17 protein-coding genes and 1 tRNA gene are annotated in these 18,173 nt (G+C 68.8%); 11 read left to right on the top strand and 7 right to left on the bottom strand.

Annotation, left to right across the window (positions count from 1 at the left end):
- The first annotated feature begins 151 nt into the window (after nucleotides 1–151).
- Together V2S05_RS04570 and leuA are read left to right on the top strand one after the other, a co-directional pair.
- Nucleotides 152–937 (top strand): zinc-binding dehydrogenase, encoded by a 786-nt coding sequence (locus tag V2S05_RS04570; protein WP_413634121.1) that lies wholly within the window; start codon nucleotides 152–154, stop codon nucleotides 935–937.
- Between the two features lie 170 nt (nucleotides 938–1,107).
- Nucleotides 1,108–2,862, top strand: a complete 1,755-nt coding sequence (gene leuA / locus V2S05_RS04565; RefSeq protein ID WP_413634119.1) for a 2-isopropylmalate synthase — start codon at nucleotides 1,108–1,110, stop codon at nucleotides 2,860–2,862.
- Between the two features lie 16 nt (nucleotides 2,863–2,878).
- On the opposite strand, the gene V2S05_RS04560 is transcribed toward leuA, so the two are convergent.
- Entirely contained in the window at nucleotides 2,879–3,565 is a 687-nt protein-coding gene (locus tag V2S05_RS04560; RefSeq protein WP_413634117.1) for a trimeric intracellular cation channel family protein, read from the bottom strand.
- 36 nt (nucleotides 3,566–3,601) lie between these two features.
- Between V2S05_RS04560 and recO the strand changes: the two genes are divergently transcribed.
- Both recO and V2S05_RS04550 read left to right on the top strand, forming a co-directional pair.
- Nucleotides 3,602–4,345, top strand: a complete 744-nt coding sequence (gene recO / locus V2S05_RS04555) for a DNA repair protein RecO (RefSeq protein WP_413634116.1) — start codon at nucleotides 3,602–3,604, stop codon at nucleotides 4,343–4,345.
- A complete protein-coding gene (locus tag V2S05_RS04550) occupies nucleotides 4,342–5,145 on the top strand; it encodes an isoprenyl transferase (RefSeq protein ID WP_413634115.1) in 804 nt (267 codons plus the stop codon). The genes recO and V2S05_RS04550 overlap by 4 nt, the downstream gene beginning before the upstream one ends.
- Nucleotides 5,146–5,383: 238 nt before the next feature.
- Here the strand turns inward: V2S05_RS04550 and V2S05_RS04545 are convergent, their stop codons facing one another.
- Both V2S05_RS04545 and V2S05_RS04540 read right to left on the bottom strand, forming a co-directional pair.
- Nucleotides 5,384–7,072 carry an HNH endonuclease gene (locus V2S05_RS04545; protein ID WP_413634114.1) on the bottom strand — a complete coding sequence of 563 codons (1,689 nt, stop codon included), beginning with the start codon at nucleotides 7,070–7,072 and terminating at the stop codon, nucleotides 5,384–5,386.
- A gap of 117 nt (nucleotides 7,073–7,189) precedes the next feature.
- Complete coding sequence (locus V2S05_RS04540) at nucleotides 7,190–7,762, bottom strand: AAA family ATPase (protein ID WP_413634112.1); 573 nt, start codon at nucleotides 7,760–7,762, stop codon at nucleotides 7,190–7,192.
- 57 nt (nucleotides 7,763–7,819) lie between these two features.
- Here V2S05_RS04540 and V2S05_RS04535 point away from each other — a divergent pair, with 57 nt between their 5' ends.
- Complete coding sequence (locus tag V2S05_RS04535; protein ID WP_413634110.1) at nucleotides 7,820–8,488, top strand: DsbA family protein; 669 nt, start codon at nucleotides 7,820–7,822, stop codon at nucleotides 8,486–8,488.
- 26 nt (nucleotides 8,489–8,514) lie between these two features.
- On the opposite strand, the gene V2S05_RS04530 is transcribed toward V2S05_RS04535, so the two are convergent.
- Complete coding sequence (locus V2S05_RS04530) at nucleotides 8,515–9,018, bottom strand: glutathione peroxidase (protein WP_413634108.1); 504 nt, start codon at nucleotides 9,016–9,018, stop codon at nucleotides 8,515–8,517.
- Nucleotides 9,019–9,078: 60 nt separating this feature from the next.
- Here V2S05_RS04530 and dusB point away from each other — a divergent pair, with 60 nt between their 5' ends.
- The 5 genes from dusB (at nucleotide 9,079) to V2S05_RS04505 (ending at nucleotide 14,526) form a co-directional block, all read left to right on the top strand.
- Complete coding sequence (dusB, locus tag V2S05_RS04525) at nucleotides 9,079–10,341, top strand: tRNA dihydrouridine synthase DusB (RefSeq protein WP_413634107.1); 1,263 nt, start codon at nucleotides 9,079–9,081, stop codon at nucleotides 10,339–10,341.
- A complete protein-coding gene (locus V2S05_RS04520) occupies nucleotides 10,331–11,701 on the top strand; it encodes a deoxyguanosinetriphosphate triphosphohydrolase (protein WP_413634106.1) in 1,371 nt (456 codons plus the stop codon). The genes dusB and V2S05_RS04520 overlap by 11 nt, the downstream gene beginning before the upstream one ends.
- Nucleotides 11,701–13,551, top strand: a complete 1,851-nt coding sequence (dnaG, locus tag V2S05_RS04515) for a DNA primase (RefSeq protein ID WP_413634105.1) — start codon at nucleotides 11,701–11,703, stop codon at nucleotides 13,549–13,551. The genes V2S05_RS04520 and dnaG overlap by 1 nt, the downstream gene beginning before the upstream one ends.
- Before the next feature lie 36 nt (nucleotides 13,552–13,587).
- A complete protein-coding gene (locus tag V2S05_RS04510; protein WP_333909423.1) occupies nucleotides 13,588–14,355 on the top strand; it encodes an ATP-binding cassette domain-containing protein in 768 nt (255 codons plus the stop codon).
- A gap of 95 nt (nucleotides 14,356–14,450) precedes the next feature.
- Nucleotides 14,451–14,526 (top strand) — tRNA-Asn (locus V2S05_RS04505).
- Nucleotides 14,527–14,740: 214 nt separating this feature from the next.
- On the opposite strand, the gene V2S05_RS04500 is transcribed toward V2S05_RS04505, so the two are convergent.
- Both V2S05_RS04500 and def read right to left on the bottom strand, forming a co-directional pair.
- A complete protein-coding gene (locus tag V2S05_RS04500) occupies nucleotides 14,741–15,727 on the bottom strand; it encodes a diaminopimelate dehydrogenase (protein ID WP_413634103.1) in 987 nt (328 codons plus the stop codon).
- A 48-nt stretch (nucleotides 15,728–15,775) separates the two neighbouring features.
- Nucleotides 15,776–16,342 (bottom strand): peptide deformylase, encoded by a 567-nt coding sequence (gene def / locus V2S05_RS04495; RefSeq protein ID WP_413634102.1) that lies wholly within the window; start codon nucleotides 16,340–16,342, stop codon nucleotides 15,776–15,778.
- A 94-nt stretch (nucleotides 16,343–16,436) separates the two neighbouring features.
- Between def and V2S05_RS04490 the strand changes: the two genes are divergently transcribed.
- On the top strand, nucleotides 16,437–17,387 hold the full coding sequence (locus tag V2S05_RS04490) for a DMT family transporter (protein WP_413634100.1): 951 nt from the start codon (nucleotides 16,437–16,439) through the stop codon (nucleotides 17,385–17,387).
- 6 nt (nucleotides 17,388–17,393) lie between these two features.
- Here the strand turns inward: V2S05_RS04490 and pgl are convergent, their stop codons facing one another.
- Nucleotides 17,394–18,173 carry a 6-phosphogluconolactonase gene (gene pgl, locus V2S05_RS04485; RefSeq protein ID WP_413634099.1) on the bottom strand — a complete coding sequence of 260 codons (780 nt, stop codon included), beginning with the start codon at nucleotides 18,171–18,173 and terminating at the stop codon, nucleotides 17,394–17,396.

Genomic DNA, 18,173 nt, shown 5'->3' with positions numbered 1-18,173 from the left:
CACTGGGTCGCCCGCGAATGGGGCTCGCCGGACGGATGGCGTCTCGAGCAGTACGAGGTGGCCGCACCGGATGCCGGTCAGGTGACGATCCGCGTGCACGCCGCCGGCGTGAATCCGGCCGACGCCAAGCACGTGGCATCCGCCAGGAGGTGTGGAGCTGCCAGTGCCGATCGGCTACGAGGTCTCCGGCGTCGTGACGGCTGTCGGCCCCGGCACCGAGATCGTGTCCGGTCCTGTCGCCGTGGGCGACGAGGTGATCGCATTCCGCATTCACGGCGGCTACGCGACCGAGGTGACCGTGCCCGCGCAGAAGGTGCTGCGAAAGCCCGCGACGCTCACCCACTCCGAGGCTGCCAATCTGCTGCTCGCCGGCAGCACGGCGTCCGCCATGCTGCACGCGGTCGACGCGCAGCCCGGCGAGACCCTTCTGCTGCACGCCGCGTCCGGAGCGGTCGGGGTGAGCGTTCTGCAGCAGGCGGCGCAGCGCGGCATCCGGATCATCGGCACCGCCGGCCGAGCGCGACTCGAAGAGGTGCGCCGCTTCGGCGGCATCCCGGTCGAGTACGGTGACGGCCTGCTGTCGCGCATCCGCGCCGCCATGGCGGATGCCGGGGTCAGCGCTCTCGATGCGGCGCTGGACGCCGCCGGCACGACCGAGGCGACGCAGACGTCGCTCGCGCTCGTACCCGATCGCCGGCGGATCGTCACGATCGTCGACCCGCGCGCCGCTGCCGAGCACGGCTTCCTGATGAGCGCCGGCTCGGATCCCGAGACTGCGCGGTACCGCGATGCGGTGCGCATCGGCCTCGTCGAGGCGGCCGAGAGGGGCGATCTCGTCGTGCCCGTCTCGCGGGAGTTTCCGCTCGATCAGGCGCCGCAGGCGCTCGCTTTTCTGGCCGACGGGCATCCGGGCGGAAAGCTGGCGTTGATCCCCTGAATCGCGTCGCGGGTGAGCATCCTGCCAAGCGGGGTGTTAGCATCGATGCATGCCTCTGGGCGGTCTGCTTCTTCTTAGCTGCCGCGGCGAGTCCTGACAATCGGGCCTTCCTCGTCGCGGCGCTTGTGTTGGCCTGAGCACGTTATCTGACGAAGAGAAGCAGCCCCATCATGAAGAACAACCAGAAGCCCACCTCGATGCCGGTGCACAAGTACCGTCCGTTCCACGAGCAGATCCGCATCGATCTCGAAGATCGCACCTGGCCGTCCAAGCGCATCACCGAGGCTCCCCGCTGGTGTGCCGTCGACCTCCGCGACGGCAACCAGGCTCTGATCGATCCGATGTCTCCCGAGCGCAAGCGCGTGATGTTCGAGCTGCTCGTGAGCATGGGATACAAGGAGATCGAGGTCGGCTTCCCGTCGGCCAGCCAGACCGACTTCGACTTCGTGCGTCAGCTGATCGAAGAGGACCTCATTCCCGACGACGTCACCATCCAGGTGCTGACGCAGTGCCGTGAGCACCTGATCGAGCGCACCTATGAGTCGATCGTGGGCGCCAAGCAGGCGATCGTGCACTTCTACAACTCGACCAGTGTGCTGCAGCGCGAGGTCGTGTTCCGCTCCGACCGCGAGGGCGTCAAGCAGATCGCGCTGGAGGGTGCGCGCCTGTGCCGCCAGTTCGAGAAGCGCATCCCCGACACGCAGGTGTACTACGAGTACTCGCCCGAGAGCTACACCGGCACCGAGCTGGAGTACGCCGTCGAGGTGTGCAACGCCGTGCTCGACGTGCTCGAGCCGACGCCCGACCGCAAGGTGATCATCAACCTGCCGGCGACGGTCGAGATGGCGTCGCCCAACGTGTACGCCGATTCGATCGAGTGGATGAACCGCCACCTGGCGCACCGCGAGAACGTGATCCTCTCGCTGCACCCGCACAACGACCGGGGCACGGCGATCGCCGCCGCCGAGCTGGGTTATCTGGCCGGCGCAGACCGCATCGAGGGATGCCTGTTCGGCAACGGCGAGCGCACGGGCAATGTCGATCTGGTGGCGCTGGGCATCAACCTGTTCACGCAGGGCATCGACCCGCAGATCGACTTCAGTGACATCGACCAGGTCAAGCGCACCGTGGAGTACTGCAACCAGCTGCCGGTGCCCGAGCGCAGCCCTTGGGCCGGGGATCTGGTCTTCACGGCGTTCAGCGGATCGCACCAGGACGCGATCAAAAAGGGCTTCGAGGCGATGGCCGCGAAGGCTGCGGAGCAGGGTGTCTCGGTCGACGAGATCGAATGGGGCGTGCCCTATCTGCCGGTCGACCCGAAGGACCTCGGCCGTTCGTACGAGGCCGTGATCCGGGTCAACTCCCAGTCGGGCAAGGGGGGAGTGGCGTACCTGCTGAAGACGGACCACTCCCTCGACCTGCCGCGCAAGCTGCAGATCGAGTTCTCGGGTGTGGTGCAGGCGAAGACGGATGCCGAGGGCGGCGAGGTCACCAGCGAGCAGATCTGGTCGATCTTCCACGACGAGTACCTGCCGGCCGATGACGACACCGCCAAGTGGGGCCGGTTCGAGCTGCTCGGCACGCAGACCCGAAGCGATATGTCGGGCGAGGTCTCCCTCGACGTCGTGCTGCGCGACGGCGAGAGCAGCGAGAAGGCATCCGGACGCGGGAACGGACCCATCGCGGCGTTCATCGAGGTGCTGCGCGAACGCGGCTTCGACATCTCGCTGTACGACTACGTCGAGCACACGCTCTCGACCGGGGGCGACGCGCAGGCGGCCGCGTACGTCGAGCTGCAGGTCGACGATCAGCGCCTGTGGGGCGTCGGCATCGACGGGGACATCTCGACGGCGTCGCTGAAGGCGATCGTGTCGTGCGTGAACCGCTCGATCCGCACGCGCGAGGCCCAGCTCGTCGCTGTTTGAGCGCGGATGATCCCGATCAGGGCTTGATGATCGGGATCATGCCCGTCTCGGTGGCGACCTTGCGGCGGTAGAGGCGGCGCTGCTCGGGCAGTGACACGTCGAACACCACGGCCAGCACCCGGATGACGGCCGTCACGACGATGCCGAGCACTGCGGCGAAGGTGATGGACACGTCGAACGCATGCAGGACGACGATCGCCGTGCATCCCGCCCCGGCGGCGACCGCGTAGAGCGAGCCGACGTGCATGATCGCGACGGGCAGGCCCATCAGCACATCGCGCAGCACGCCGCCGCCGACGGCGGCGCATACGCCGATGAAGACGGCGGGCACGGGCGGGATGCCGAACGCGATCGCCTTGCTCACGCCGAACGCGCCGAACATGCCGATGACAGCGGCGTCGAGCACGACGATGAGGGTGTTTATCCGATTGAAGACGCCGGCGAGCAGCATCCCTGACAGCGCCGCGCCGGCGGCGGTGATGAGATACCAGTCGTTCTGCAGCGTTGCCGGCGGCTGTCCGATGAGCAGGTCGCGGATGAGGCCGCCACCCATGCCGATCATGATCCCGATGATCGCGACGCCGAGCCAATCGAGCCGGCGCTGACCCTGGAAGCCGGAGGCGAACATCGCCCCCTGGATGCCGCCGAGGCCGACGCCGAGCAGATCCGCCCAGAGCGGGATGGTGAAGAGCGGTTCGGTCACCCGTCCATTCTCTCGCGCGCGGGAGATAATCGATGGATGCCCACCTACCGAGACGAAGCGGTGATCCTGCGCACCCACAAGCTGGGTGAAGCCGATCGCATCGTCACGATGCTGTCGCGGCGCAACGGCAAGATCCGGGCCGTCGCCAAGGGCGTGCGGCGCACATCGTCGAAGTTCGGCTCGCGACTCGAGCCGTTCATGGTCGCCGACGTGCAGATGTACAAGGGCCGCTCACTCGACATCGTGCAGCAGGCCGACTCGCTCGGTGCCTACGGCGCCGACATCGCCGTCGACTACGAGCGCTTCACGGCGGCCAGTGCCATGGTCGAGACCGCCGATCGGCTCAACGAGGCCGAGGCGACCGCCGAGCAGTACCTGCTGCTCGTGGGCGGGCTGCGCTCTCTCTCCCGCGGCGAGCATGCCGCCCGAAGCATCCTCGATTCCTACCTGCTTCGTGTCATGGCGCTTTCGGGGTGGGCGCCGGCCCTCGACGACTGCGCCCGGTGCGGAGCACCCGGGCCGCACCGCCATTTCGGTGCACAGCTGGGCGGGGCGGTGTGCGACGCGTGCGCCCCTGCGGGCAGCCCGCGGATCTCGTCGTCTTCCCTGGCGCTGCTGCGGGCGCTGATGGGCGGCGACTGGACGATGGTGGATGCCGCATCACCGCCGGACATGGCGGCGGCCTCCGGCACGATCGCGGCCTACGCCCAATGGCATCTCGAGCGCGGTATCCGCTCGCTCGAGCACGTCACAAATCCGTCGAGCATGGGAGCCCTGTGACACCGAAGCCGTACACGCACAAGGACGCGGTGCCGTTCCGCCCGCTCGACTGGACAGGTGAGCACCCGCCGGCGTTCCCCGCCGTGCCGGAGCACGTCGCGATCGTGATGGACGGCAACGGACGCTGGGCGAACCGTCGCGGCCTGAACCGGGTCGAGGGTCACAAGGCTGGCGAGGAGGTGCTGCTGGATGTCGTCGCGGGCGCGATTCAGGCGGGGGTCAAGCACCTTTCGGTCTACGCGTTCTCCACCGAGAACTGGGCGCGTTCGCCGGAGGAGGTGCGCTTCCTCATGGGCTACAACCGCGACGTGCTGCATCGTCGACGCGATCAGCTCAACGAGTGGGGAGTGCGCGTGCGGTGGGCCGGACGCAAGCCTCGGCTGTGGGGATCGGTCATCAAAGAGCTGCAATTCGCCGAGCAGCTCACCAGGGACAACGACGTGCTCACCCTGACCATGTGCGTGAACTACGGCGGCCGAGTCGAACTCGTCGACGCCATGCGGGCGATGGCGGAGGAGGTCAAAGCGGGCAGAATGCGCCCCAGCGCAATCACCGAGAAACAGATCCGCAAGCACCTGTACGTTCCGGACATGCCCGACGTCGATCTCTTCCTGCGCAGCTCGGGGGAGCAGCGCACGTCGAACTTCCTGCTCTGGCAGGCCGCCTACGCCGAGATGGTCTTCCTCGACACGCTCTGGCCCGACTTCTCCCGTGCCGAGCTCTGGCGAGCCATCGAGATCTACCTGTCGCGCGATCGTCGCTTCGGCGGTGCGGTCGACACGCCCGACGCCTCGATCTGAGGGTCCTGTCTGGCACCTCCCTCTAGCGCTTCCGTCGGCGTTCGCTTGTGGCGTTCCCGTCGGCGCTCGAGGGTGGCGATCCTCTCAGCGCTCGCTTCTGGTGATTCCGTCAGAGTTCGCTTGTGCCGTCAGCGCTCGCTTCTGGTGATTCCGTCAGAGTTCGCTTGTGCCGTCAGCGCTCGCTCCTGGCCATCCCGTCAGCGCTCCGTCTGAAGCGGGTGCCCTCAGGACGGCCGCTTCACGTGTCAGTCGCCTCCCAGGGCGGGGTGTCGTTCTGCACGGGCCACTCGCTGTGCGCGCCCGAACGGCCGGGCGGGCCAGGGGCGCGTTGCGCGTCTTCGCCGGCCTGCTCGTGCTCCGCTTCGGGTGGCCAAGGCCCGCTGGGCACGAACATGACGCGACGCGGCGGGGTATCGCGGTGCGTGCGTCCGGCGGGGCTGGTCCACTCGAGCGACCAGTCGGGCAGCTGCCGGGCGGTCCAGCGGAACTGCGCCGGTATGTCCGGGTGCTTCAGCGCATGGTGAGTGAGGCAGAGATGGGCGAGGTTGTCGGTGCGAGTGGGGCCGCCGAGGGCCCAGTCGATGGTGTGGTCGGATTCGCAGCGATGGACGGGCATGCGACAGCCGGGGAAACGGCAGTGCTGATCGCGGGCGCGCAGGAACCGACGCATCGGCTCGGTCGGGGTGTAGGTGTCGGTCTCGGTGACGAGTCCGGTCGGGTCGAGGAACAACCGCGTCCATCCGGTGGAGCTTCCGGCGAGTCGGCGGGCGATGTCGGGGTGCAGGCTGCCGTGCCCGTCGAGTTGGGCGGGGCGATCGTCTGCGCCGGTGAGGGTGGTCGCAGCGACTGTGACCTGAATGCGGGCGTGGATGTTGTCGAGCCCCGTGCCCATGATCTCGCTCGGGGTGGCACTGAGCAGCAGGTCGCAGAGCAGTTCGGTGCGGATCTCGTCCAACCCTCGGCCGTCGATCGGGATCTGGATCACGACCGGGCCTGCGGCGATGATGCGCTCCATCGCGTCGTCGTACGCCTCCCACGCTCCGGGAACATCGAACGGGTCGAACGGGTCGAACGGGTCGAACGGGTCGAACGGGTCGAACGGGTCGAACGGGTCTGCCGATCCGGCCGTGCAGATGTCGCCGGTGGTGGAGATCGCCCGGGCGGGAACAGAGGCCCTCGCGGCCTCGGCTTCGGCTTCGGCTTCGGCGCGAGCGGCTTCGAACTCGAGGTCGGCGTCGAGGTCGGCGGGGAGGGTGGGGATGCGGTTCTCGGGGTGCTGTCTCTGCGCGCGGGCCATCGTGGTGAGACGGTCGAGGATGGCGACGGCCTTGTAGGTGGGCATGATGGCCTGCAGCAGCGACATCTCGTCATCCAGCTCGCGCACGCTGACGACCTGATCCGCAGTCGTCGCGCGGTGCCGCTCGGTGACCGTCTGCGGCACCAGCGCCGCGACAAGCTCGCGCACGTGAGCCCGGGTTCGGGCGGGTGCCTCGGTCTCGGCGAACTCCAGAGCTGCCGCCTCGTACAGCGGCCACTGCGCCTCAGCCATCGCGCCGGCGCTGCGCGCCTGGATCAGTGGGCCTGCCGCACGAAGGATCTCCCGCACGTGCGCGGCGCCGATCCGCCCTGCGGCGTACGAGGCGCGCAGGTTCGGGAAGTCATCGCACAGGGCGCGGGCATCCGTGAATGCCTGCTCGACGGTGCCCTTCGCCATCCGCCCGGCCGCGGAGTACTCCGCCACCATGGATCGGCGGATCGCCTCTCGATGCATCGGGGCCGCCGCGACATCGGCATCCATCACCTCCACGCGCTGCGCCAGCAGCGTCGCCGCCCGGGCTTCGAGACGATTGATCTCCGCGCGCACGTCGAGCCACTCGTCCAGCAGCTCGCGCTGCCGGACGAACGGATCAACAGGTGCGGTGGCCATACAAGAACATTAGAACGTATCTCCGACATTCCCTCCGGGCGCATCGCATCCATTGAGGAAAGGCGGTGCTGACCGGTCGCATCGGCGATCGATGCGACCGATCTCGCGAACCCGCGCTCAGGAACCGGCTGCGGCGACCCGCGCGAGCCAGCGCTGGGTCTCACGGGGATGCCCGAAACGCACGACGGTCAGATGCGGATGCCGCACCTCGACGTCCGGCATCCGCTCCGCCCACTTGTGCAGGGTTCTCGTCTGCCACAGCAGGATGTTGTCCGTCGCATCGCGGCGGAACATGTTCGTGATTCCGCGCTCGCGGTTGCCGTTCCACAGCTCGGTCCGCAGCAGCTGACGAGCGACCGTGCGACGCACGAGGCGCGCACGGACGACCCGGTAGGGGTAGTCGAGCCAGAGCACGAGTTCTGCACGCGGGGCGAGGATCGCCTCGGTGCCCCTGCTCGTGTACTGCGACTCGGTGACCCAGCGCTGCTCCGCGGCGAAGGCGCGCACGTCGCCTGTGAACTCCGGGCGGGGTGTCCAGCCGGGCCCGTGGAAGAGGGCGTCGATCTCTACGTGACGCAGGTTCCAGATCTCGGCGAGGCGCTTGGCGAGAGTGGTCTTTCCCGCACCCGTCACGCCGGCGATCAGCACCCGCGAGCGGTGCAGAGCAGGGGCATCGTCGGCGGTGAACACCAGTGAAGGCTATCCGATCGGGAATATGCGTACAGGGGCATGCGGTTGTCCACTCATGTGAGCGAACCCATCTCCATCGACATCTGGTCCGACATCGCGTGCCCGTGGTGCTATATCGGCAAGCGCAATCTCGAGAAGGGGCTCGCCGCAACAGCAGGCGATGACGACGCACCGCAGGTGCGAGTCACCTTCCACTCTTTCGAGCTCTCGCCCGACACCCCTGTCGACTTCGACGGCGACGAGATCGACTTCCTCGCCGGACACAAGGGCATGCCCCGCGAGCAGGTCGAGCAGATGCTCGGACATGTGACGACCGTGGCCGCGGGAGCGGGGCTCGAGTACCGCTTCGACCTGCTGCAGCACACGAACACCGTCAAGGCGCACGAGCTGCTGCACTTCGCGAAGGAGAAGGGCCTGCAGCACGAGATGGAGGAGAGGCTCATGTCGGCCTACTTCACCGAAGGCAGGCATGTGGGCCGGATCGACGATCTGGCCGCCCTTGCCGAGGAGGTGGGGCTGGATGCCGGAGAGGCGCGCTCAGCGCTGGAATCGGATGCCTACCTCGACGCCGTCCGCGCCGATCAGGCACAGGCTCGCGCCTACGGCATCAACGGCGTGCCCTTTTTCGTCATCGACGGACAGTACGGCGTGAGCGGCGCTCAGCCGCCCGAGGCGTTCGAGAACGTCATCCGCGACGTGTGGGCGCAGAAGAGCGCCGCGAGCTGATCGCGCGTCGGACTCCCGAGGCGTGATCAGCGCCGCGCCGAGTCGAGAGCGTTCTCGATCGCCGCGACGATCTCCGGCGAATCGGGCGTCTGACGCGGACGGAAACGCTGAACGCTGCCGTCGGCTCCGACGAGGAACTTCTCGAAGTTCCACTCCACCCGGCCGGCCCTGCCGCCGGCATCCGGAGTGTCCTTGAGCACCTTATAGAGGTCGTGCGCGTTGCGTCCGTTGACCTTGACCTTGTCGTTGATCGGGAAGGTGACCCCGTAGCTCGTCGAGCAGAACTCGAGGATCTTCTCGATCGACCCCGGCTCCTGGCCGAAGAACTGGTTGCACGGGAAGCCGACCACGCTGAAGCCACGATCGGCGAAGCGTCGCTGCAGCTCTTCGAGCTGCGTGTACTGCGGCGTCAGCCCGCACTTCGAGGCGACGTTGACCACCAGCAGCACGTCGGCGCCGATGTCGTCGAGGGTCTTCTCGGCACCCCCGGCGTCGGTGAACGGGATCTGTCGAAGGGTCGTATCGGCCATCTCCACAGCCTAAGCGCGCTGTGCCCGCACCAGGCCGTCGTCTGGGAGAATGGAGAGGACATGACTATCGCCGCTGACCTTCGACCCGCTCAGGGACCCACTGTCGCTTCGGCCCCCGCAACCGCTTCGGCTCCGGCGCTGCGCATCGGCCCGATCGCGCTCGACACCCCGGTGGTGCTGGCGCCAATGGCGGGGATCACCAACACCGCCTTTCGCCGCCTCTGCCGCGAGTACGGGGCGGGTCTGTACGTCAGCGAGATGATCACCTCGCGCGCGCTCGTCGAGCGCAACGCCATCACGATGCGGCTCATCCAGCACCACGAGAGCGAGACGCCGCGATCGATCCAGCTGTACGGCGTCGATCCGGCGACGATCGCCGAGGCGGTGCGGATCATCGTCGCCGAAGACCGGGCGGACCACATCGACCTGAACTTCGGCTGCCCGGTGCCGAAGGTCACCCGAAAGGGCGGCGGCGCCGCCCTGCCGTGGAAGATCGGGCTCTTCTCCGACATTGTGCAGCGGGCCGTGAAGGCGGCGGGCGACGTGCCGCTCACCGTCAAGATGCGCAAGGGCATCAACAAGGATCACCTGACCTTCCTCGACGCCGGCCGCGCGGCGGAGGATGCCGGTGCCGCCGCCGTCGCCCTGCACGCGCGCACCGCGTCGGAGTACTACTCGGGCCACGCCGATTGGAGCGCCATCGGAGAGCTCAAGCAGGCGGTGACCAGCATTCCCGTGCTGGGCAACGGCGACATCTGGTCGGCCGCCGACGCGGTGCGGATGATGGACGAGACCGGCTGTGACGGCGTGGTCGTGGGACGAGGATGCCTGGGCCGGCCGTGGCTGTTCGGCGAGCTCGCGGCGGCGCTCGGCCCTTCGGCGGGCTCAGGGGCCCAGGAGGCAGGCTCAGGGACCCAGGCGACGGGCTCACGACGCGAGCAGGCTCCGGTCGTCGATGCGACGCTGGGCTTCGTCAAAGACGCCTTCCGCCGGCACGCCGAACTGCTGGTGGAGTTCTTCGAGGACGAGGATCGCGGCTGCAAGGACATCCGCAAGCACGTCGCTTGGTACTTCAAGGGGTATCCCGTGGGCGGCGAGCTGCGCGCCGCGCTGGCACGGGCATCCACCCTGCAGGAGATCGACGACCTGCTCGGCACGATCGGCGACGCCCCCTACCCCGGCATCGGCGCGGAGGGGCAGCGGGGCCGCGCCGGGTCGCCGAAGCGCACCGCCCTGCCCGAGGGGTGGCTCGACTCGCGCGAGATCGGCGAGGGCGTCGGCGACATGATGCGCGGAGCGGAGACCGAGAACGATGGCGGCTGACGTCGTACGCGGCTACGGCGCGCACGACGCCGAGCGCTTCTACTCGGAGACCCATCGGTCTGAGCGCGACGACTTCTCCCGCGATCGCGCACGCGTGCTGCACTCCGCGGCGCTGCGGCGTCTTGCGGCGAAGACTCAGGTGCTCAGCCCCGCCAGCACCGCCGACTTCGCCCGCAACCGGCTCACGCACTCCCTCGAGGTCGCGCAGGTCGGCCGCGAGCTGGCGAGCGCCCTGGGCGTCTCCGCCGACGTGGTCGACACGGCCTGCCTGAGCCACGACCTCGGGCATCCGCCTTTCGGACACAACGGCGAGCGGGCCCTGAACGAGTGGGCGGAGGACATCGGCGGGTTCGAGGGCAACGCCCAGTCGCTGCGCATCCTGACACGCCTCGAGGCGAAGGTGCTCGACGACGGCGATCACTCCGTCGGACTCAACCTCACCCGAGCCAGCCTCGACGCGACCTGCAAGTACCCGTGGACCGTCGACGAGCCCGTTCCCGACCCGGGTGGCCGGCTCAAGTTCGGCGTGTACCCCGAGGACGAGCCGGTCTTCCGCTGGATGCGCGAGGGCGCCACAGGGCGGGAACGCTGCATCGAAGCCGAGATCATGGACCTCTCCGATGACATCGCCTACTCGGTGCACGACTTCGAAGATGCGATCGTGAACGGCTATGTCGACGTGGCGCAGCTGTCGGATCCGATCGAGCATCACCCGCTCATCGGCCGCATCCAGCAGTGGGTCGGGTACGACTACACCCGCGACGAGCTGGCCGACGCCCTGTACCGGCTCACCCGGGAGACGATGTGGATGCGGTCGTTCGATCGCTCGCGTCGCGATCTCGCTCGGTTGAAGAACCTCACCAGCGACATGATCGGCCGCTTCGCGCGTGGCTCGGTGGCGGCGACGAGGGCCGCCTACTCCGGCGAGACCCTCGCGCGGTACAGCGCGCACGTCGTGATCCCCCGCGAGGTCGAGACCGAGATCGCGGTGCTCAAGGGCATCATGGGCCAGGCGATCGTCACCATCGATGCCCGAAAGGGCGTGTACAAAGAACAGCGTCGCGTGCTGCATCGCCTCGCGGATGCACTGTGGTCGACGGATGCGCTGTGGTCGGCGGGCGCCGATGTGCTGGAGCCTGCGTTCTCGGCCGACTTCCTCGCCGCCGACACCGATGCGCAGCGCGCACGCGTGGTGGTCGACCAGATCGCGAGCCTGACCGACCAGACCGCCGTCGACTGGCACAACCGCCTGGTCGGCGAGATCGATCCCGGCGAGGTGGGGATCTGGTCGCCGCGGCACGCACGCCCCGGCGTGCACCGTCGCGCCGAATCCCGGGTGGTCGTCGAAGGGGCCGTCTGATGCCGCGCATCCTGCAGGCCGACGTCGAGGAGGTGAAGACCCGCACGAACATCGCCGACATCGTCGGCGAGCGGGTCGCCCTCAAATCGGCAGGCGTGGGTTCGCTCAAGGGGCTCTGCCCGTTCCACGACGAGAAGAGTCCGAGCTTCCACGTGCGCCCGCAGGTCGGGTACTACCACTGCTTCGGCTGCGGCGCCTCGGGCGATGTGTACTCGTTCCTGCGCGAGATGGATCACGTCAGCTTCACAGAGGCCGTCGAGCGGCTCGCCGCCCGGGTCGGCTACTCGCTGCACTACGAAGACGGCGGTGCGGCGCCGGAGACCAGCGGGCGCAGCCGGCTGTACGCCGCCAACACGGCCGCGGGGGAGTACTTCCGCTCGCAGCTGCTGAGCCCCGAGGCCGAGAGCGCCCGGCGCTTTCTCGGCGAGCGGGGGTTCGATGCGGGCGCTGCAGCCCATTTCGGGGTCGGCTACGCGCCCCGCGGCTGGGACAACATGCTGAAGGCGCTGAGTGCGAAGGGCTTCACCCGCGACGAGCTCACCTCCGCCGGGCTCGTCTCGGCCGGGCAGCGCGGCGTCTACGACCGCTTCAGGGGTCGGGTCGTCTGGCCGATTCGAGACGTCACCGGACAGACCATCGGGTTCGGCGCACGCAAGCTCTACGACGACGACCAGGGGCCGAAGTACCTGAACACCCCCGAGACGCCGATCTACAAGAAGGCGCAGGTGCTCTACGGGCTCGACCTGGCCAAACGCGACATCAGCAGGGGGGACCCGCGCCGCGTGGTCGTCGTCGAGGGCTACACCGACGTCATGGCCTGCCACCTCGCAGGCGTCACGACCGCGATCGCGACCTGTGGCACCGCGTTCGGCGCGGAGCACATCAAGGTGCTGCGCCGGGTGATGGGCGACGATTCGGCGGCGGGCGAGGTCGTGTTCACATTCGATGGCGATGAGGCGGGCCAGAAGGCGGCGCTGCGCGCCTTCAGCGAGGACTCGCGTTTCACGGCGCAGACCTTCGTCGCCGTCGCGCCCGACGGTCTCGATCCCTGCGACATGCGTCTGCAGCGGGGGGATGCCGCGGTGCGCGGGCTGATGGACGCCAAGGTTCCCATGTTCGAGTTCGCGATCGATCGCAAGCTCGCCGGATACGATCTCGCCACCGTCGAGGGGCAGGTCGGCGCGCTGCGGGCAGCGGCCCCGATCGTCGCCGAGATCCGCGATGAGCTGCTGCGCCCCGGATACGAGCGGGTGCTGGCTCGCCGACTCGGGATGGATCCCACGGCTGTGCACCAGCAGGTGCAGCGGGCCGCGCGCGGGGAACGCGAGCAGCCGGTCCCGCGACAGCAGGCGCCGGGCGGTGACAGTGCCGAGGGCGTTACGCGCGTTCGATTGGTCGATCTGCCGCGCACGCCGGAGGTCGCGCTCGAGCGCGATGCGCTCATGGGCGTGCTGCAGTACGGTCACCGGCTCGACCAGCAGACTCTCGCCCGCGCGCTGAGCGAGCCCTTCCGGCATCCGGCGCTGGAAGCGGTGCGCGACGCCGTGGCATCCGTCGCCGACCGCACCAGGGTCGGCTGGGCGACGGCAGCGGCGGATGCCGTGCGCGAGCCGTACCGCAGCCTCGCAGGCGAGCTGCTGATGATGCCGTTCCCCGCCCGCGACGACGAGGGAGCACTGGCGTCTTCGGCCGACCTGTGCCGGCGGCTGATCCTGCGCGCCATCGAGCGCGAGAAGCAGGAGCTGCTGGGTGCGGTGCAGCGGGTGCCCGCCGACTCGGACGGGGGACGCGCGCTTCGCATGCGACTTCGCGACGTGGATGCCGAGCGACTGAGGTTCGCCGAGTCCTGAGCGCTTTCGGCCGCTGAACCCGGCAGGATGGACGGTATGCCTGCCGACAGCGAGTTCGCGATCGACTGCCACGATCTGGTCATCGACCGAATCGGGCACGGTGGAACGACGCGTGCCGTCGACGGCGTGACCTTCTCGCTCAGACCCGGTGAGCTGATGTGCATCGGCGGTGCGACCGGCGCGGGGAAGTCGAGCCTGGTGACCGCGCTCGCGGGGGTGGGTGATGCATCGCTGAAGGTCGCCGGCGGTCGCGCCACGGTCTGCGGCGTGGACATTCGGGGGCGCGGGCGCAGACGCCGTACCCTCACCGCTCTCAGCGGCCACCTCGCTCAGGCGGCGGGCGCGTCGCTGCCGCCCCGGCTGACCGTCGGCGAGGCGATCTCCGAGCCGATCACCTCGCGCGAGAAGAAGGTCAACGGCAGAGCGCTGGCGATACGGGTGGCATCGCTGCTCGACGAGCTGCACCTGCCGCTCGGCCTCGCCTCGAAGTTCCCCTATGAGCTCAGCGCCGGCATGCGTCAGCGCGTCGCCATCGCCCGCGCGCTGATGCTCGAACCGCATGTGCTCATCGCCGACGAGCCGCTCGCGAATCTCGACCTCGAGGTGCGACCGGTCGTCTTCGATGCGATCACCCGCCGCCGGGCCGAGCGGGCCATGGCTGCTCTGCTGGTGACGAACGACGCAGCATTCATCCGTGAGCTGGGTGCCGAGGCGCTGCTGCTCAGAGCGGGCCATGTCGTCGCGAGGGGCGTCGGGTCGAACCTCATCTGGGCTCCGAACGCCGAGGCCGACGTCGGTCAGTGATCCCGCCACGCCCGGGGTGTCGCCCGTGTTCAGCGGGGCCTGCGGAGTTTGCTAAGCTGGGGGAGTTGCCCGCCCAGCGGGTGACAACCGAATGATCCTCGGTAGCTCAATTGGCAGAGCAGCCGGCTGTTAACCGGCAGGTTCTTGGTTCGAGTCCAAGCCGGGGAGCCATAGAAGCCCCGATCCAGTGTCCCTGGGTCGGGGCTTCTCCCGTCTCGGCAGCACTTCTGCGACGCGTGATCAGAGGCCGAGGGTGGGGAATCACAGAGCGGATGCCGGGCATCCGGCGTGTCGGCGCGGATCTGCGCGCAGACCCGCGCACTGCGCACCAGATCATCTGAGACTGCCGACACCCCGGGTCGGCTCAGAGCCGCCCCGAGGGGCGTCAGAGCAGCTCGGCGCGGAGCCGCTCGGGTGACTTGGGTGAGAGCAGACCGGGTGCGATGTCGAACGGCGTCTTCGCGCCGTGATCCCCGGATACGGAGAGCCGCGCAGCGGCGCGCGCGTAGGCCACCAGCACACTCGCGGTGAACTCGGGGTTCGACTCCAGCGCCAGCTGGAACTCCACGGTCTGCGCGACGCCCTCCGAGGTGGTCGCGCTGCGGATGACGAAACCGCCGTGCGGCACGCCCGCGTGATCACGTGCGAGCTCCTCGGCCGACACGATGTGCACCGTCGTGTCGTACGGCTCGAAGTAGTCGGGCATCGTCACGATCGCCTCACGCACGGCATCCTGATCCGCGCCGTCCTCCAGCACCACGAAGCACTCCCGCGTGTGCTTGTCGCGGGTGCTCAGCGCGGGGCGGTCGCCGGCGCGCACGCGGGCCATGGCGTCGTCGGAGGGGATCGTGTACTGCACCCCGGCGGCGACGCCGGGCACCCGACGGATGGCGTCCGAGTGGCCCTGGCTGAGCCCGCGCCCCCAGAACGTGTAGGTCTCGCCCTGCGGCAGGATCGCCTCGCCGTACAGGCGCTGCAGAGAGAACAGGCCGGGGTCCCACCCGGTCGAGATCACCGCGGTCGTTTCCGCAGCTCGCGCGGCGGCGTCGACGGCGGCGAAGTGCTCGGGGATGCGGGTGTGCGTGTCGAAGCTGTCGACGACCGAGAAGCGCGCTGCCAGCGCGGGAGTCTGCTCGGGCAGATCGCTCTTCGAGCCGCCGCACAGGATGAGCACGTCGATCTCGTCCTGCAGCGTGTCGAGCTCCTCGATGCGTCGAACCGACACTGTCGGGTCGATTGTGCTGACCGATCCGGGGTCGCGGCGGGTGAAGACGCCGACCAGGGTCATGTCGGGGTTCATGGCCAGTGATCGCTCGACGCCTTGGCCGAGATTGCCGTAGCCGACGATTCCGATGCGCAGCTGTGCGTCCATGTTGCTCTTTCCTGTGCGGAGAAGGTGTGGTCCGGCGTTCGTACCGCCTCAGCCTTCGAGGTCGTCGACCCCGGGCATCCAGCTGTGCGAACCTCGGCTCCAGCCGCGCTTGCGCGCGATCTTCTGCACGGTCTTCCGATCGGAGTCGTCGAGGCGGTCGACGTACAGGATGCCGTCGAGGTGATCGAACTCGTGCTGCATGATGCGCGCCCGCCAGCCGTCGACTTCGATGCGCACGTCGCGGCCCTTGAGGTCGGTGCCCGTCACGAGCACGCGGTCCGAGCGGCGCAGTGCGAAGCGCTCGCCCGGGAACGACAAGCATCCCTCGGACTCCTCGTCGGGGTCGGGGGAGCCGGGCTCCGGAGGCGTCATCAAGAGCACCGGGTTGATGATCTCGCCGCGCCACGGGTTCTCGTCGTCGTCGACGTACGAGTAGACGTAGATCCGCAGGCCCACGCCCACCTGGGGAGCCGCCAGTCCCACGCCGGGAGCGGCATCCATGGTCTCGTACATGTCGGCGACGAGCGTGCGGATCTCGTCGGTCACCTGGCCGACCTCGCTCGCGGGTGCGTGCAGAACAGGATCGCCCATGATGCGAATCGGAAGAACAGCCACGCCACAACCCTAACGGGCGGGAAGCGGCAGGTAGGGTGAGACGGTGCATCATGGGGCGGACTTCGCAGGGAACGTGAGCGATCAGCTTGTCGGGGTGTTTCAGAACCCCGCTCTGCTGCTCGGCATTCCTCTGGCCCTGGCCGGAGCCGTCTTCATGTCGCTCGGCGCGCAGTATCAGCATCGCGGAGTCGAGAAGGTCGAGCGGCTCAGCGGCACGCAGGGAGCGACCGGCCTCAGCGGCGCACAGCTCAGGGCGCTGCTGACGCGCCCGTCGTGGATCATCGGCACCCTGATGCTCGGACTCGCGATCGCCTGCCAGCTCAGCGCCATCGCCATCGCGCCGCTCATCGTCGTGCAGCCGCTCGGCGCGATCGCGCTGGTCGTGACCACGCTGCTGAACGCCCGGATCTCAGGACACACGCCCACCAGGCAGTCGCTGATCGCGATCAGCGCGTGTCTGGGCGGCATCTTCCTGTTCGTCGTCTTCGCCGCGCTGTATGCGACCGAGCGCCCGATCAGCAACGACGACCTGTTCATGATCCTCACGATCCTGCTGGTGGTGATCATCGCGCTCGGCGCATGCTGGCTGATCCTGCGGCGCCGCATGCGCGCGCTGTTCTACGTCACCGGCGCTGGGATCCTCTACGGCTTCGTCGCCACCCTCGCCAAGGCGGTCATCAGCCGCATCCAGGCGGGGAACTTCGAGTGGCTCACGGTGGTGTGCGTGATCGCGCTCATCGCCGCCGCAGCGGTCGGCGCGTACTTCGTGCAGACCGCGTACAGCTCGGGGCCGCCCGACCTGGTCATCGCGGGCCTCACGGTGATCGACCCGATCGTCGCAGTGCTCATCGGCGCGCTCGTTCTCGGCGAGGCCGCGGCGGCGCCGCTGTGGGTCGTCGTGCTGTTCGTCGTCGCCGGGGCGATCGCCATCTGGGGTGTGTTCAGCCTCGCCCGGTACCACCCGCAGGTGCTCAGCGACAGCCAGGAGCTGGGCCTTCGCCGCGGCAGCGACCCTTCGGAGGGCTCAGGGCCCCAGCAGGGCTGAGCCGGCTCAGTAGTCGCGATCGATGAGCTCGGGGGATACCTCGGCGGCCGCGGCCTCGTCGACGAAGAACACCGTGCGGCGGCGTCCCTTCGCTCCCGCGGCGGGCACACTGGCATAGCTCGCGCCCGCGAGCGCGAGACCGAGAGCGGACGCCTTGTCGGCACCGGTCAACACCAGCCAGACGCGCTTGGCGGAGTTCAGCACCGGACGGGTCAGCGTGACACGCTCGGGCGGGGGCTTGGGGGAGTCGCGCACGGGCAGTGCCGCGGCATCCGTCACCGTCACCTCGGGGCGATCCGGGAAGAGCGATGCGATGTGCCCGTCGGGCCCGACGCCGAGGAAGCACACGGCGAACGACGGCCACTCACCGTGCGCGCTCGGGAACCTGGCGAGCTCGGCGGCGTACGCCGCCGCCGCCTGATCCAGGGTCAGACCGTCGCTCGGAGCCGCCACCTCGTGCACGTTCTCGACGGGCACGGGGATGCGATCGATCAGCGCCCGCCGCGACTGCAGCGAGTTGCGGTCGGGGTCGTCGCGCTCGACGAAGCGCTCGTCCCCCCACCAGAAATGCACCAGCGACCAGTCGATGTCCGCCGAGCGGGGGTCGTCGGCCGCGGCCGCGAGCACGGCCCCGCCCATCGAACCGCCCGTCAGACACACGTGCGCGATGCGACCGTTACGGGTGCGGGCCTGCAGACGGGTGAGGAAGCGATCAGCCACGCGCGCCGCGAGATCGGCGGGAGTGGGCTCGACGACCACAGACTTCGTCGTTCCCTGGACCTTCAT

This window comes from Microbacterium sp. OR16, from assembly GCF_047306725.1.
In the GTDB taxonomy this organism is placed as follows: Bacteria; Actinomycetota; Actinomycetes; order Actinomycetales; family Microbacteriaceae; genus Microbacterium.
This window is presented reverse-complemented; position numbering and strand designations above follow the sequence as displayed.

Excerpts from the sequence above, each read along its gene's own strand:
- dusB (WP_413634107.1), top strand. The coding sequence starts at position 9,079 with ATGACTATCGCCGCTGACCTTCGACCCGCTCAGGGACCCACTGTCGCT.
- V2S05_RS04545 (WP_413634114.1), bottom strand. The coding sequence starts at position 7,072 with ATGGCCACCGCACCTGTTGATCCGTTCGTCCGGCAGCGCGAGCTGCTG.
- recO (WP_413634116.1), top strand. The coding sequence starts at position 3,602 with ATGCCCACCTACCGAGACGAAGCGGTGATCCTGCGCACCCACAAGCTG.
- V2S05_RS04500 (WP_413634103.1), bottom strand. The coding sequence starts at position 15,727 with ATGGACGCACAGCTGCGCATCGGAATCGTCGGCTACGGCAATCTCGGC.
- dnaG (WP_413634105.1), top strand. The coding sequence starts at position 11,701 with ATGCCGCGCATCCTGCAGGCCGACGTCGAGGAGGTGAAGACCCGCACG.
- pgl (WP_413634099.1), bottom strand. The coding sequence starts at position 18,173 with ATGAAGGTCCAGGGAACGACGAAGTCTGTGGTCGTCGAGCCCACTCCC.
- V2S05_RS04510 (WP_333909423.1), top strand. The coding sequence starts at position 13,588 with ATGCCTGCCGACAGCGAGTTCGCGATCGACTGCCACGATCTGGTCATC.
- V2S05_RS04530 (WP_413634108.1), bottom strand. The coding sequence starts at position 9,018 with ATGGCCGATACGACCCTTCGACAGATCCCGTTCACCGACGCCGGGGGT.
- leuA (WP_413634119.1), top strand. The coding sequence starts at position 1,108 with ATGAAGAACAACCAGAAGCCCACCTCGATGCCGGTGCACAAGTACCGT.
- V2S05_RS04520 (WP_413634106.1), top strand. The coding sequence starts at position 10,331 with ATGGCGGCTGACGTCGTACGCGGCTACGGCGCGCACGACGCCGAGCGC.